This is a genomic window from Aliikangiella marina (assembly GCF_007004765.1).
Lineage (GTDB): Bacteria > Pseudomonadota > Gammaproteobacteria > Enterobacterales > Kangiellaceae > Aliikangiella > Aliikangiella marina.
The window spans coordinates 445361-460135 of the sequence record NZ_VIKR01000004.1; the positions used below are offsets into that span (position 1 = coordinate 445361).

At 44.5% G+C, this 14775-nt stretch carries 10 protein-coding genes; 6 read left to right on the forward strand and 4 right to left on the reverse strand.

Annotation, left to right across the window (positions count from 1 at the left end; all coding sequences use genetic code 11):
- Position 1 precedes the first annotated feature (1 nt).
- From FLL45_RS16785 to FLL45_RS16805, 5 genes are all read left to right on the forward strand, one after another.
- Positions 2 to 1318 carry a 5-methylcytosine restriction system specificity protein McrC gene (locus tag FLL45_RS16785; RefSeq protein WP_142943241.1) on the forward strand — a complete coding sequence of 439 codons (1317 nt, stop codon included), beginning with the start codon at positions 2 to 4 and terminating at the stop codon, positions 1316 to 1318.
- Between the two features lie 142 nt (positions 1319 to 1460).
- Positions 1461 to 1679 carry a hypothetical protein gene (locus FLL45_RS16790; RefSeq protein ID WP_246075854.1) on the forward strand — a complete coding sequence of 73 codons (219 nt, stop codon included), beginning with the start codon at positions 1461 to 1463 and terminating at the stop codon, positions 1677 to 1679.
- A complete protein-coding gene (locus FLL45_RS16795; protein WP_142943243.1) occupies positions 1676 to 2155 on the forward strand; it encodes a DUF2924 domain-containing protein in 480 nt (159 codons plus the stop codon). Before FLL45_RS16790 ends, FLL45_RS16795 begins: the two co-directional genes overlap by 4 nt.
- An 11-nt stretch (positions 2156 to 2166) precedes the next feature.
- Positions 2167 to 3516 (forward strand): recombinase family protein, encoded by a 1350-nt coding sequence (locus FLL45_RS16800; protein WP_142943244.1) that lies wholly within the window; start codon positions 2167 to 2169, stop codon positions 3514 to 3516.
- Positions 3513 to 3959 carry a LacI family transcriptional regulator gene (locus FLL45_RS16805; RefSeq protein ID WP_142943245.1) on the forward strand — a complete coding sequence of 149 codons (447 nt, stop codon included), beginning with the start codon at positions 3513 to 3515 and terminating at the stop codon, positions 3957 to 3959. The genes FLL45_RS16800 and FLL45_RS16805 overlap by 4 nt, the downstream gene beginning before the upstream one ends.
- A gap of 132 nt (positions 3960 to 4091) precedes the next feature.
- Here FLL45_RS16805 and FLL45_RS16810 read toward each other — a convergent pair whose 3' ends face one another.
- The 4 genes from FLL45_RS16810 to FLL45_RS16825 are packed head-to-tail and all read right to left on the reverse strand — an operon-like array spanning position 4092 to position 10920.
- Entirely contained in the window at positions 4092 to 5537 is a 1446-nt protein-coding gene (locus FLL45_RS16810; protein ID WP_142943246.1) for a sigma-54-dependent transcriptional regulator, read from the reverse strand.
- Positions 5538 to 5539: 2 nt separating this feature from the next.
- On the reverse strand, positions 5540 to 7072 hold the full coding sequence (locus FLL45_RS16815; protein WP_142943247.1) for a phospholipase D-like domain-containing protein: 1533 nt from the start codon (positions 7070 to 7072) through the stop codon (positions 5540 to 5542).
- 12 nt (positions 7073 to 7084) lie between these two features.
- Entirely contained in the window at positions 7085 to 8194 is a 1110-nt protein-coding gene (locus tag FLL45_RS16820; RefSeq protein ID WP_142943248.1) for a hypothetical protein, read from the reverse strand.
- A complete protein-coding gene (locus FLL45_RS16825; RefSeq protein ID WP_142943249.1) occupies positions 8191 to 10920 on the reverse strand; it encodes a DEAD/DEAH box helicase family protein in 2730 nt (909 codons plus the stop codon). The genes FLL45_RS16820 and FLL45_RS16825 overlap by 4 nt, the downstream gene beginning before the upstream one ends.
- Before the next feature lie 399 nt (positions 10921 to 11319).
- Here FLL45_RS16825 and FLL45_RS16830 point away from each other — a divergent pair, with 399 nt between their 5' ends.
- Positions 11320 to 14748 (forward strand): TM0106 family RecB-like putative nuclease, encoded by a 3429-nt coding sequence (locus FLL45_RS16830; RefSeq protein WP_210247221.1) that lies wholly within the window; start codon positions 11320 to 11322, stop codon positions 14746 to 14748.
- Positions 14749 to 14775: the final 27 nt, after the last annotated feature.

Below are 14775 nucleotides of genomic sequence, written 5' to 3' on the forward strand. Positions count from 1 at the left end.
AATGCTAAAAGATTGCTCACCCATAAATATCGATGAATTTGCCACAGCCTATTTTGGCAAAGGCAAAAATGCTATAGAGCAAGCAAAAAGCTGGCTTACAAAACTGGCCAAGGCACGCATCGAAGACTCTCATCTTTTCAAGCTATCCGATAAAACCTTCGAAGATGAACCGATTGTATATTGTGATCATTTTGGGAAATGGTGGACCGGTAGGTTTATTGGCTCTCTTCATTACGAAGGTGTGTCAATTGAAATCCACCCAAGGTTTGGCTTGAAGTTTGTCGCAGACAATATTCCGCTAAATAATTTTATCCCTGTAGAAACTAATGCATCTTTTTCTTCAGGGGAGAAATTCATTCATTTACTACAAGCAATGTTATGGCTTAATCTCCTAGCCAAAGCTGCAAAACATACTGTACCTGCAGTTAAAATTAACAAAGCTCACACCTCAGCAATATCGCGAGGTCGGATTGATGTTCAGAGGACTATTAAAGCAAGGATCAAGGATCCGTCTAAGATAGCGTCAATTTCATCACATAAGGAAATTAACAACCCTATAACCACAACCGTCGTCCTTGCCTATTTCGAAATACAGCGATGGTTTCCCAAGCACAATCTACTCAACTGGCTACCAGAAACAATAGGGCTCAGACTTCAGCAAATGATAGATGCCACTCCTAGGCATTCACCAATTCCGAAAACAAGAGATATAAAGGGGGCGAGACTGGGCTCGATTGCAAAAGCATATATCCCTTTAACTAGGGTCAGTTTAGATATTTTAAAGAACAAAGGGATATCAGAAAAATCTGATGAAAACAAAAGCTCAACTCTTCTTGTTGATGTTGCCGAACTTTGGGAAATTTATATTCTCAGTGTTTTGCGCGAAGCATTAATTAATATTGATGTGCTACACGGGACCCGCGAAGGTGACAAATTCTTGCTGACTGACAAGAGCGGAAAATATCAACTTGGAAAGCTGTTACCAGATTATATTTTCAATATAAACGGGAACACCGCTTCAATTGGGGATGCGAAATATAAACGCCTTGGGGATGCCCCATGGATGAGCCCAAAACGTGATGACCTTTATCAAATGACCGCATACCTATCGCGCTACTCAAGCTGTGAGGAAGGTAGCTTTTATTATCCTGACTGGGGGGATGACTGCACAATTACAGATAACAATCCTTGGCAGTTAGCATCTGGCCAAAGCATCAATTTCATTAAAGTCCCTATTGATAAATCTGTCGCAGTTTCCTATTTAAGACAATTTTACGGTGACTCTGTCCACCGAAAAAAACTCATTAACAATTTCTAGCGACCTGAAATATAAATTAATTATCACCTCACTCGTCATTGCCATCAATAGCCCGCACCAGTCCTAATTTACCTGATGGCCATTTCGCCACTCTAAAAACAAAATGTTCAACAGTGTTTTGAACATTCAGAGTGGTAAGCAAATGCAGCAAACAAACCCTTTATCTCCCAAGCGAATGGCTCCTGAAAAGCGCATACAGGAAGTCGCTCATATCATAGCTAACGGCCTAATTCGACTGAGAGCGCCAGCCTCGAATAAATCGCAATTATTGGACTCAGATAGCGACATTTCACTTGCTATGTCTGGCTACCGAAGCGTTCATGGTGAACCAGAGAACACCAACACTTCGGAGGCAAAATGAGCTCAGATATCGTATTCGAACCATCCACTTCGGCCGTTGCGCAGATAACGCAACTATCGGAGATGAGTATGGACGAGATTAAATCTTTATGGCGTCAGCTGTACCGTAAAGAACCACCAACTCATATTCGGTCATTTCTAGAAAAGCGCCTGGCATATCGGCTACAAGAAGTCGAGTTTAGGCGAGCGCATCAAAACCTTGCAGAGAAAAATGATCGCCGTATCAGTGCCATCATCAATACAGGCAAAAAGCCACTTCGTGACCGTTATCCTCAGCCCATCCCCGGCACAGTATTAAGCCGGATTTACCAAGAAAAAGAGCACAAGGTCACTGTCACCCATGATGGTCAGTTCGAGTTTGAAGGCCGAATTTATAAAAGCCTTTCAGTTATCGCTAGAGAAATTACCGGCACCCGGTGGTCAGGACCACTGTTCTTTGGTTTGAGGAAAGCAATGTACGACAAGAAAACGAAGTGAGGTAAAAAGTAATGTCAGAGCAAATTAAAAAACGACTTCGCTGCGCAGTCTATACACGCAAATCAACTGATGAAGGGTTGGACCAAGATTACAACTCCATCGATGCGCAACGCGATGCGGGCCATGCCTACATTGCCAGCCAGCGCGCTGAAGGTTGGATACCTGTCGAGGATGACTACGACGATCCCGCATACTCCGGTGGCAATATGGACCGCCCGGCAATGAAGCGCCTACTTAAAGACATACAGGATGACAAAATCGATGTCGTTGTGGTTTACAAAATTGACCGACTGACGCGAAGCCTTACCGACTTCTCCAAAATGATTGAGGTATTCGAACGCCATAACACATCATTCGTCTCGGTCACCCAGCAATTTAACACCACCAACTCAATGGGCAGGCTGATGCTGAATATTCTGCTGTCATTCGCCCAATTTGAAAGAGAGGTAACTGGCGAGAGGATCCGCGATAAGATCACCGCTAGTAAGAAGAAAGGTTTATGGATGGGAGGAATTCCTCCTCTTGGTTACGATGTCAAAGATCGCTGTCTTGTGATCAATCCCAAAGAAGCCAAGTTGGTACAACAAGTTTTCAAACGCTTTACGGAAATCGGCTCAACAACGCTGCTGTATAAAGAGCTTCGACTGGAAGGTGCCACCAGTAAATCCTGGACAACACAGGACGGTCGATTTCGGCCCGGAAAACCAATCGACAGAGGTCTCATCTACAAACTACTTCATAACCGCACCTACCTTGGCGAGCTTAGACACAAAGAGCAGTGGTACGAAGGCAAGCACGACGCCATCATTGACCAAAAACTTTGGGATGACGTTCACTCAATACTATCGATCAATGGGCACAAACGCGGCAACTACACCCGCGCAAAGATCCCATTTCTTCTCAAGGGGATGGTCTTCGCTGAAGATGGTCGAGCGCTTACAACATGGAGTTCAACCAAAAAGAAAAGCGGCAGGCGATACCGCTATTACATTAGCACCCGCGATACCAAAGAATATTCTGGCGCCTCAGGCTTACCGAGAATACCCGCCGCTGAATTGGAATCGGCCGTAGTCGAGCAAATCAGAGGGATTCTCAAAGCACCGCCCATTACTCAGCAGGTTGCATCGATTGCCAATCAGCAGGGCCACGAGATTGATGAAGCTCAGGTCACTGTCGCGCTCAATAAAATCGATAATGTCTGGGAGCAACTATTCCCCGACGAACAATCTCGGATTATCAAACTGTTGATCGAGAAGATCATTGTTAAGCCCGACAATATTGATATCAGACTATGGGAAAACGGTGTTGAACGCCTCGCGCTAGAAATTACAGACTCAGCTAAGCAGGAGGTGGTCGCATGAGTAAGGGAAGCGGATTTAAAATCGAAATGAGCCAATCTGGCGATCCAAGCGTCTTCGAAGCCAGTAATGGCAAACTCAGCATATCGGTCCCCATCAGTCTAAAACGCAGAAGTGGGCGACAACTGATTACCTTACCCGATGGTAAAACCCATGAACCCAGACCATGGGACACAGATCCTACGCCTCTGCAACTTGCATTGGCCAGAGGTCATTGCTGGCTTGCAATGCTGGAAACTGGCCAAGTTAAATCACTTAGGGAAATTGCCGAGAAGGAAGGCATCGACAACAGCTACGTCAGCCGAATGGTCAACCTGACGACCCTTGCACCGGATATCGTAGAAGCCATACTGGACGACCAATTGCCGCCAACCGTGACTCTGTTTGATTTGGCGGTTGATCCCCCTAGGCTTTGGACCGATCAACGTACAAGGCTCACAGTTTAAAATCACAGCGATAGTTAAACCCTAGGTTTAACTATCGTGACAATTTCAAACTTACAGTTAAGTATTTTAAATACCTATCATTTTGAGATGTTTACTAATTTGCCGTTTTTCCAAGCCTAAAAAAGTTAGTACTCAATATTCCCTCATGTACTTCTGTAGAGTCTTTTGATCCACCTTCAATGCTTCTGCGGCTTTAATCCATGTTCCGAATTGCTTTTTGGCTGCTGTTGCGAATTCCTTATGAAACGCTTTCGTTAACTCATCCTTAGTTGTCTTGGATAAATCACCAAATGCAAACCTAGTGTCAGAACTATCCTCCTGGATAACAGGCTCGCCCAACGAAGCTAATGAGCTAGAGATTGCCGACTCTGTAGTTTGTGAGCTCAAAAACGCACAAGACATGTATGCCAGCTTTTTTAGGTCACGTAAGTTACCTGGTAAATATGCCGAGTTAAAAAACTGGATTAATTCATTTGACACCGGAGCTTCCGCAGGCAGGTTGGGGTTAACATTAACTTCCTGCCAGATTCTTTGCCAATCCGACAGAATATCTTCTCTGCATGCACGAAGTGGAGGGATTGTTATTGTGAGCATGGATACACGATCAAAGAAATCAGCATCGAGTATCGTTGCCAATTGCTCAAGTGATTTATTACTCGCACAAACTAGCTCGAAGTCAGATGCTTCCTCAGTGTCACTTCCAACAGGGCGAAAACTGTGATGGTTATCTTGAAGCACTCGAACCAGCTTTCGCTGAACCGAAGTTGGTAAATCTTGAATCTCATCCAAAAACAAAACTTTTCCATTTGCTTCTTTCAAAAGCCCATTGCGATCCTTTTCCGCCCCAGTGAAGGCACCTTTTACGTGGCCAAACAACATACTATCAACCACTTGAGAATCTAGTCCTCCACATGCAAGCGTAACAACCTGCTTTTGCTTTACCTTACCGACAACGGTTTCAATTAGCCTCGTTTTCCCTGTACCACGTTCACCCAGTACAAGTAACGGAGCTTTGGGAACACAAGAGAACTGCTTTAACGTTTGTAATGCATCCTGCCTTGCTTTTGATTTAGGGTCTAAATCGTAAAGGGCGTAACCGCCCTCTGAACTTGAAATAGCAGAGATCTCTGCCAAATACGTATTTACACTGAAATCAACTTTGGCAATGCTGGTTCTTTTGGTATCGGGGTTATATTGTGATGACCAGAGGATTGTTTCGCGTGGAAAATGCCCCCGAGCATGAAGAATCAACCAAACCGCATGCATCGCCGGAGTTCCCGGCGATACATTGATATGAAGATTCTGTTCAAGCTTTAGCTCTGGAATAATCTCAGACTCTATTGCTTGATAAATTTCGTTGTGATCAGCTGGGTTCTCGATAGCTACAGTTCGAAAGGTAATCTGTATATCGCCAAATTCATGCTCTTTGTACAGACTGTTATCCCCAGCTGACTGAGTAAGAACAATTACTTTGCCAACATAAACTTTACGATTCTTAAGCCGCTTTAACGCTTCGTCTAATACCTCAACCCCAGCTCTTTTTGAGTGCCAACAAAGCAGTGTGTTTTTGTTATCCAAAGTTACGCCTCCAATATAATTCGGGCGTTTGGCAATTCACTTTGCTTCAGCCTTTTTGCCATGGCAAGTTCGTATTCTTGACGAACTGTAATAGCTAACTGTTTTTTTGTCAGTCGAACAACCTTTGGCTCATAACTCTCTCTAGGCGATCCTGAATCCTGCTTCTTAGAAGTTTCATCCTTAGCCGTTAAAGGTTTGAAATACTCTGGACTGGCGTTAGTGATAACTGGCGGCTCTATACGCCATTTATACTCAATCTTGTGCGATGTTTTTTCCCGCCAGTTTGCATTGGGTATTTTTGGGTGCTTATCCATATCAGACAAACAATCTGCTTTTATAGGTGATAACTCAACAATGTCTACTTCGCTGACTGAGTACCTCTTGAATGTATTATTTTCCCAAGCTTCAAAACCACCAGAAATCATCCCTAGACTCATGTCGATGCTCAATTCATTGTGGCTATTAGTTAAAAACATATCTAAGCAGTTCATCAGCTCTTTTACCTGAGTACCGGTGAGTTTTACGCCTAACTCAAAGCCTTGATCCATACCATGCGCTTGAAAATTGGCCGACATCACCATGCCATGCATTCCATCTACTACAATCGCTTTGGCATGTAGCCATTTAAAACACATCACCGATGCACCAGCCTGTTTCATAGCCAGCAACGCTGGCATGGCTGCGGGTCTTTGGCGAGATAGAATGGTGACTTTTAGCCCCGACTTCGCACGTTCACATATTGCTTTTACAAGCTGATGGTCCTCTTGCCATCCAAAACTCGATATGATGAGTTCATTTTCCGCTTGATTGATCAACGCTAATGCGTGTTCCCTAATTCGAGCGTCTTCACTCGATGTGACCAGTATTTCAGTTAATTCCCTTGGATATCTGACATTGCCCGGCGACTTATATGCTGAGAATTCACCACGGCTTGTCATATGGTGCTGCGCACTCTCGAAGATTGCCCAACGGAACACATTCACGATCTCAGCTATTTGATGGCGTGAAAGCGCGACCCCCAGCTCTTCATTTCGTAAAAGTGCTTCTTCTGTAAGGTTTGCCGTTAAAAGCAACCCTTTAGCATTACCAGTTTCATGTAATGCGTCTATAACAACGGCTTTTGCGTGGAAATGCGGCGCAGATGCAAAGTGAACATGTCCAGACAATTTGTTTAACATTTCCTTATGCTGCACAAGACACTTCTTACCAAAGTCATCGTCAGGCACATCGCCATCAAGACGAGTCTCACATGCCAATAGTATGTACACACGAACTTTGCGCTTTGCAGCTTTTAGGACAGCAGATTCGACATTCTCATCAGCAAGTAAAAACGTACTAAGAATAACCGAGTGCTCAGCATTATCGATTAATTCGACAACTCTTGATTGCAGCTCATTGCAGAACAAAGAGCTATTAATAGGTTGCGGATCAGATACCTGTTTAGGTAAAACAGGCAAAAGCACAGGGGGCAACTTGGTATTTGATTGATCAACAATCTTAGTTTCAGTCTTAGTAAACTTTTCAATTAAATTCATCACTATTATTCCTTATAGGTTCCAATCATGGGCTGCAATGACATGCCAGGCATGCTGATTTTGCTGGTCTTCTTCAGTCCAAAACTGATTTGCCAACTCAGCCCTATCAGGTAGTGTGAAATTCCAACTTTTAAAAGGTTCGAGTGCTTTTTCTCTCCAAACTTGGTACTTGCTATTAGTGGCATACATATTGATATTTTTCTCTAATCTCCATTCAGCCCACGTTTTAGCATCTAATTCAGTCAATGCTGATATAGAAATATTGTGTAACTTCATCGCATCAAACGAGCCCAACTTGTGAACAGATGGTCTTTTTACGCTTACCGAGCGCTTCATATTAATTCGCTCAGATTCAGTAGTATTTTCGAAAACCACTGACAAGATTTCAGTTTGCTCATCCCATTGTTCAAGCAAGCCCTCACTATGCAGAAGTACTTTCAAAACTTGCTGACGACTGATTGGTTCAACCCGACGTGAAAATACAAGATCCTTTCCGCGCTTCACATCGACACTGCCATCAGTCACATTCCACTCGATGTAATACGGTTTTACTTGAGGTGAGATGCGCTCACCTTTGAGCTCAATTTTGTCAACGCGTACTTCCGAACCACCACCTATTGGTTCAACCTTCAGGCCGCAAACGTCTTTGACTAGTTGAGGAACCTCAACGAGTCGCTTTGCTCTTTCATTTAGCTCGTTTCTGTTTTTTCCAAGTCCGATTGACGCTGCACTGGGCTCTGTGTGCGCTTCAATAGTAAGAAGTGGATGAGGCAATAAAGGCTCATTACAAACGCTAATGCTCCAACATCCATCTTCTGGTACTAGGATTTGATCTTTCTCAAGAGCAGTCGTTCCTGATTCAGTGAGCTTGTATTGGTCTCGACTAGACTCAGCAAGTCCATATAGCCGACATATATTTAGTAACCTATCAGCAACGACACGACGTCCGATTTTGTCTCCAAATAAATGCTCGGAGCACTCAGCAGAGCTCGCATTCGGATGATCTTGAAGAAATTGCAGCACGCAGTTAATTTCTGGACGGCTATCTGCCAGCGCGATTTCACCCTGTATGAGCCAACTTTCAGTCTTAATTTCTCGTTTTAGTATGATGTCCTGGCTCATAGTGCCTCCTGTGATTCAGTCTCGATTGTTGTAGACCAGTAAGAATTACTGGCAAAAGTACCTAACACACCCGATGCCTTTTGCATTGCAGGGCGGTTTCCGTACACAATGAGCTGATGCTTGGCCCTCGTAATTGCCACATTCAAGCGATTTGGACTTTCGAGAAAACTCGTGGGATGATTATTTGCGAAACTAAGCATGACAAAGTCAGCCTCATGCCCCTGAAAACGGTCTACGGTACAAATCTGAATATCAATATACGGTGAGGATTTTTCACCTCGATAGAAATGCCTTACTCCGTGATGATTTCCCGTCCACTTTCGTAAAGCTCGACGTATAGCTCGCTCTTGCGCCCGATAGAAAGCCAAAACAGCAACTTCCCAAGGCTTTTGTTGGTTTTTCTCAACATGTGGGTTTGATTTTGCCCATGAATCAAAGCGACTTAACTCTTTTAATATTTCTTCTACTTCAGCGGTGATTTCACCTTCTTTGCCTTTTCGACCTTTAACATCGTGCCATATACAACGATGTGAGCCGTTTCGGTATCCCCAGTCCCGCTTTTCAGCCTGGCCATCAGGGCTTTGCAGTGCTTTTTCATGGTATATATGTACTCGGGAAAACTCGGCAATGTCTGGATGCATCCTGTGCTGGTAACTAAGCCTTATTTGTCGTTGATCCAAAACACTGGCTGGAAGTCCATCAGACAGAGCGGTGCCTTGTTTCTGATACTCTGTTCGTTCAAATCCAACTTGCAGTGATTCAAGAATAGAAGGCAGTGCGATCCTACGAACCCTGTCTATTGCAGTGAACGTATCTTTTTCTGAGTCAAATGGTAGTAGCGCTTTGATATCTTCCTCTAACTTGTTAGCAGTTTTAAAACTTCCGTTAGATTCTGTATTTAGGCGCTGTTCGTACATGCGAGCCAGTCGCCACGCTAACTGAGATTCCCAGCTATCGGACTCGGTCTTGATTTTTGTACGAGTTAATCTCGAATGCGCTGCAAGTCGCATTTCTAACTTTTTCGGTAACGCAGGCAGCCCCCTTATGGTCGTCAAATCTAGGGGAAGGTGATTAGCATTCTGAGCGATGAACGCTGACGAACCAAGGACTACTGATGCGTAAGGGAGATCTGTCTTCGGTCCTTTAGATGATGCAACCAATACATTTTTGGCCTTTGCTTGCTGATGATAAAATTCAATTGTCTTATCATCGTCAGTGCAAACTAAGGATACTTCTCGTTTCTGAATATTAATTTGTCGAGCAGAGAAAACATCTGCGCATGCTTCTCGCTGATAACTATCCTGTAAACATGGCTGCAAATTTACTTCGGTAGCTTCATCATCAACATAAGGTGAAAGCTGTTTTGGGTCTCCCACCATGATCCAACGCTTGGCAAGTACCGCTGGCACCAAAAACTCTTGGAACGTTGTTTTTGATGCTTCATCAATAATCATCACATCGAAGATTGGCGATGTTGACTGTTTGTTTTTGATATCAGGATGCTGAAGCAAGCCAATAGTCGTCCCGCAAACTAGATTCGCCGCCTCAAGAACAAGACGTTCAACAATATGTTTACCTTCACCGACCTTGCTTTTGAGTAACTTCTGACTAACTGAAATGTTCGCTTGCTGCTGAAGATGTTTTAGCAATCTCGTGCGTTCAGTTTTAACAAACTCTTCCAATTGCCATGGCTTTGCCTTTTGAGAAACGCTTGATTTATCTCCGATCCGCACAGGTAAAACCATATCGCGAAACATGTTTTCCTCAGACATTATTCGCTCAAGAACATTGTCAACAGCAACATGGGTGGATGCACAAAGCAAGATCCTCTTACCTCGCTTTATGAATTGAAGGATCAGTTCGCAAATTGCTGTAGTTTTGCCCGATCCAGGAGGGCCCTCAAGGAAGGCAAAGTCTGGTGTATTAAGCGCAGTATTTACAAACTCACGCTGCTGAGATGTTCCCTCTCTTGCACCATCAGTAAGAACATAGTATTCATCGCTAAATAAGTGCTCATCATAAGGAACAATCGGCCACCTAGCATGATCCTTACCTTCAAACAGCCTCAATAGCGGAAGATGGTGAATAGAAGGGGTGTCTTGTAAGCTTTGTAATGCATTTATCTGGCACTTTAACTGGTATGTGTTTGGGCGAATAACCAAATAGTCATGGTCAGGTAAACGATCCAATAACAAGCTATCGTTTTCTATATTTCTGTCCAGAACTGAAATTGCGTTGGATTTATTGAACCCCACGTTGCCTTGCGATTTCCCTGTCAAATGCCAACCGTAACCGTCTGGACATTCATACGACGACAGCCCATTTCCTAATTCACTCGCAATTTCGTCCGCATGCTCCTCAGTCGCATACGCCATTTTAGGCTTGCCGTGACTTCTACAATTTGGGCATTCCCTAGCAGCACTGCCTACAGCTTTCCATCTCGCAGGACTTGCTTCGTAAACAGTGTCAGTACTTTCATCTAAAAAGAGCTTTAAGTTCTTTTCGAAATCACCACAGTTATCAGCTGGCTCAACTAATTGTACCCATACTCCATTTTTAGCATCATCTAGTTTTTCCCAAGCTATCGCTTTCACAGCCTTGGTGCTTTCTAGGTATTTTCGAGTGGTGTCTAAATACTTATAAAACTCACCTAGTCCACTCACCGCTTTACTAAGCATGATGTCTGGCCGGTGAACTCCTAAGTTAGCGTATCTCAATAACGCCATCTCATTTCCTCAATTTCTATTAGTAACACTTCCTGTTTTCAATCTTTGTGCCAACAAGCTTTATTCTTCGAACCTCTGTATTTACGAGCATCAGTTACCGCAAAGGTATACGATAAAGGGGCGTTATTGCACCTAAAGGTAACAATATTAACCCACACCGAGCTATTAATTAACTATATTTGAATGATTGAAGGACTCAAGAAGGATGGACAATAAGAGATTAAACCTTCAGCAAAGGCTTGGTGCCTAGGCCTCCTTGCTTAGCAACTGCGCTCTAGAGCGATCATCATTAGCTACTTTCTATGTAATAATAACTACTAAAAAGAACAATCAAGTCAAGCAAATATGTATAAACAACACGGACAGTTTCATTTCTCCCCCTCAGACCTGACCCGGTACATGGAGAGCCCATTTGCCTCTTGGATGGACAGGTTTTCCATTGAGCATCCTGTTCAGGCGCCAGAAAAAGACCCTGCCGATGCTTTGATGAGCTCCCTCGCACAAAAGGGCTATGAGCATGAGGATGCGTTGGAGGCAGCCTTTATTGAGCAAGGCCTCAATGTAGTTAAAATCGAAGGTGAATCGTCTGATGAAAAGCACACCAATACGCTTGCAGCGATGCGCCAAGGAGCTGATGTCATTGTACAAGCCCGATTAGAGCTACCACCTTTTGGTGGCTATGCAGACTTTCTGGTTAAGGTAAGACATGAAACCGAGTCTAGCTCTCCTTCTAAAAACAAGAGCAGTCTCGGTGATTGGCATTACGAAGTGTGGGACACCAAACTCGCCAACAAGTTGAAGCCGACCTTTGTCATCCAGCTGTGTTGTTATGCGCAAATGCTCGAATCCATACAGGGGTGCCTGCCAGAGTTTATAACGGTAGCTTTAGGCAATGGCGAAAATGAGCGACTCAGAACGAGTGACTATTTTTATTATTACCAAACTCTGAAAGCATCATTCTTACACGATCACAGTAACTACTCGCCAGACAATCGACCAGATCCTGCCGATTCTAAAAATTGGGCCGATTGGAGTAATTACGCTGAATCTCTAATGATTGAAAAAGACCACTTATTTCAGGTGGCGACTATCACCAAAGGCCAAATCAAGAAGTTGAATCAAGCTGGCATCAATACGATGCAAGAACTGGCGACGACCGACATCGAATATGTGCCAGGCATTAACACGATAGTTCTTGAGAAGCTGAAAGCTCAGGCAAAAATCCAAAAACAAAGTGCAGGCAATGCCATTCCACGATTCGAAATCATTACGCCTGCGCCCAATGAAAAATCAGGTTTAGCATTACTCCCGCCACACTCACCGCTTGATGTGTTCTTCGATATAGAAGGCTATCCACTTGATGAAGGCGGCTTGGAGTACCTTTGGGGAAACACATATTTTGATGAACAAGGAAATCGACAATTTAAAGACTTCTGGGCTCACAATCCGGAACAGGAAAAACAGTGCTTCCAAGATTTTATTCAATGGGTATACCAGCGTTGGCAGCAAGACCCAAAGATGCATATATACCATTACGCCAATTATGAAATCGCAGCCTGCCGAAAATTGATGGGCCGTTACGGCGTGTGCGAATACGAAGTAGACCAGTTGCTTCGCAATGAGGTGTTCGTTGACCTCTACAAAATCGTTAAAGGCGGCGTCCTTCTGGGAGAGCCTCGGTATTCAATCAAGAATGTAGAACACCTTTATCGCGGAAAGCGTGAAACTGAAGTTGGCAATGGTGGTGACTCGGTTGTGGTTTATGAGCAATGGCGAGAGCTGCACTCACGTGGTGAACAAGGTGACACTTGGGAAACTTCCAAAATTCTGAACGACATCAGGGATTACAACATTGATGATTGTGACTCAACCCAGGAGCTTGTCGATTGGTTGCGACAACAGCAAGCCGAGCATGGCATCGGTTATTTAGGTAAAACCGAAGTCACCGAACCCGATGTCAAAGAGGAAGTAACAGAACGAACGCAGCTGCGTGATCGTCTGCTTGAGCAGGTTTTATCTGAGCTTGAGTCCGACCCAAGAAAAGCGGCACTAACTGAAAACCTTGCATGGGTGCTCGAGTTTCATCGACGAGAAGCGAAACCCATATTCTGGCGTTTATTTGAAAGACTTGGCTTAAGTCACATTGAATTGATGGACGACTTAGATTGTTTGGCCTGCTGTGAAAGAACAGAGCGTGAACCATTTAAGCCTACGCCAAGAGCGCGTAATCTGGCTTATGAATATCGATTTGATCCCACGCAGGAATTTAAAGGCGCGCAAAAACAATTCTATTTATTGGGTGTCGAAACGGATGACGGAAATACCGCAAAAGTTACCTTTGTCCGAGAGGAAAGCGATCTTGAAAATGGTCTAGTAGTTCTACAATCGAAAGAGGAACCACCAGCGGTCGTATCCTTAGTACCAGACGAATACGTCAATCCAAATCCAATTCCACAGGCCATCGACCAGAGCGTTAGCGAATATGAAAGTGGGCAACTAAGTTCAGGCCAGTCAGCCATCATTGATTTCCTGACACGCTCTAAACCCCGCATAAAGGGTCACGCCGAAGGGCCTATCGCACCCAGCCACGATCCGGGTGAACGACTCCAACAAATCATTCATGCGATCAGCAACCTGGATTGCAGCTATCTAACAATCCAAGGACCTCCCGGTGCTGGTAAGTCCTATACAGGTAAGCATGTTATCGCAGAGCTTATGAAGTCCGGTGCAAAAGTGGGGATTGCCAGTAATAGCCATAAGGCGATCAACAACCTGTTATTGAGTACAGCAAAATACTGCAAAGAGGAAGGTATCTCAGCCACCTTCGGATGCACCAAAGACAATGAGCCTGAGCTGGCTGACTATGACGTTGCCATCCTAAAGAACAACGAGCTGGTCAATCATATCCAACCGGCTTGCGTGGTGGGTACAACAGCATGGGGATTCGCTCGAGAAGATTTGGCGAGCGAACTCGACTACCTGTTTGTCGATGAAGCAGGCCAAGTTGCCGTTGCAAACCTGATCGCCATGAGCCGCAGCGCGACCAACCTTATTTTGATGGGTGACCAAATGCAGTTAGGCCAGCCCTCACAAGGCACGCACCCGGCCGACAGCGGCCTTTCAGTGCTGGACTACCTCTTACACGAAACTCCGACCATTCCAGACGACATGGGCGTATTTTTGGGCACAACATATCGAATGCACTCTAAGGTCAACCAGTTTATCAGCGAGCATATTTACGAGGGGAAACTGGAATCACACCCATCTAACGATGAACGAATAATCGAAGTACCTTCAGGCTATGAAGGGCCGCTTAAAATTGATGCCGGAGTTTTATTCGTTCCGGTGGAGCATGAAGGCAATACACAAGCCTCTGATGAGGAAGTTGCAGTCATCCAGGATCTTGCCAATAGTTTGATTGGAAGGACGTTTTTCACAGGTAAAAAGCAAACTGGAAAGTCATCCCCAGAAACTAGACCCATCGACTGGAACGACATCTTGTTTGTCGCGCCGTACAACCATCAAGTCAGTAAACTTCGCGCTGCGCTAGGCGAGCAAGCCAAAGTGGGCAGTGTCGACAAGTTCCAAGGCCAAGAGGCCCCAATTGTGTTCTTGAGCATGTGTGCCAGCGACGCCAGTGAATCACCCCGAGGGCTGGACTTCCTCTTCGATAAGCACCGCATTAACGTAGCTATATCGAGAGCACAATCACTGGCAGTAGTCGTCGGCAATCCCAATATCGGCAAAACACCGGTGAGCCGGGTTGACCAGCTCAAGTTGGTAAATCTGTTTAATGGAATTGTTAACCAAGACCGACACTCAGTTTAAATCGTCAGAACAGTTTTCAGATTCAAA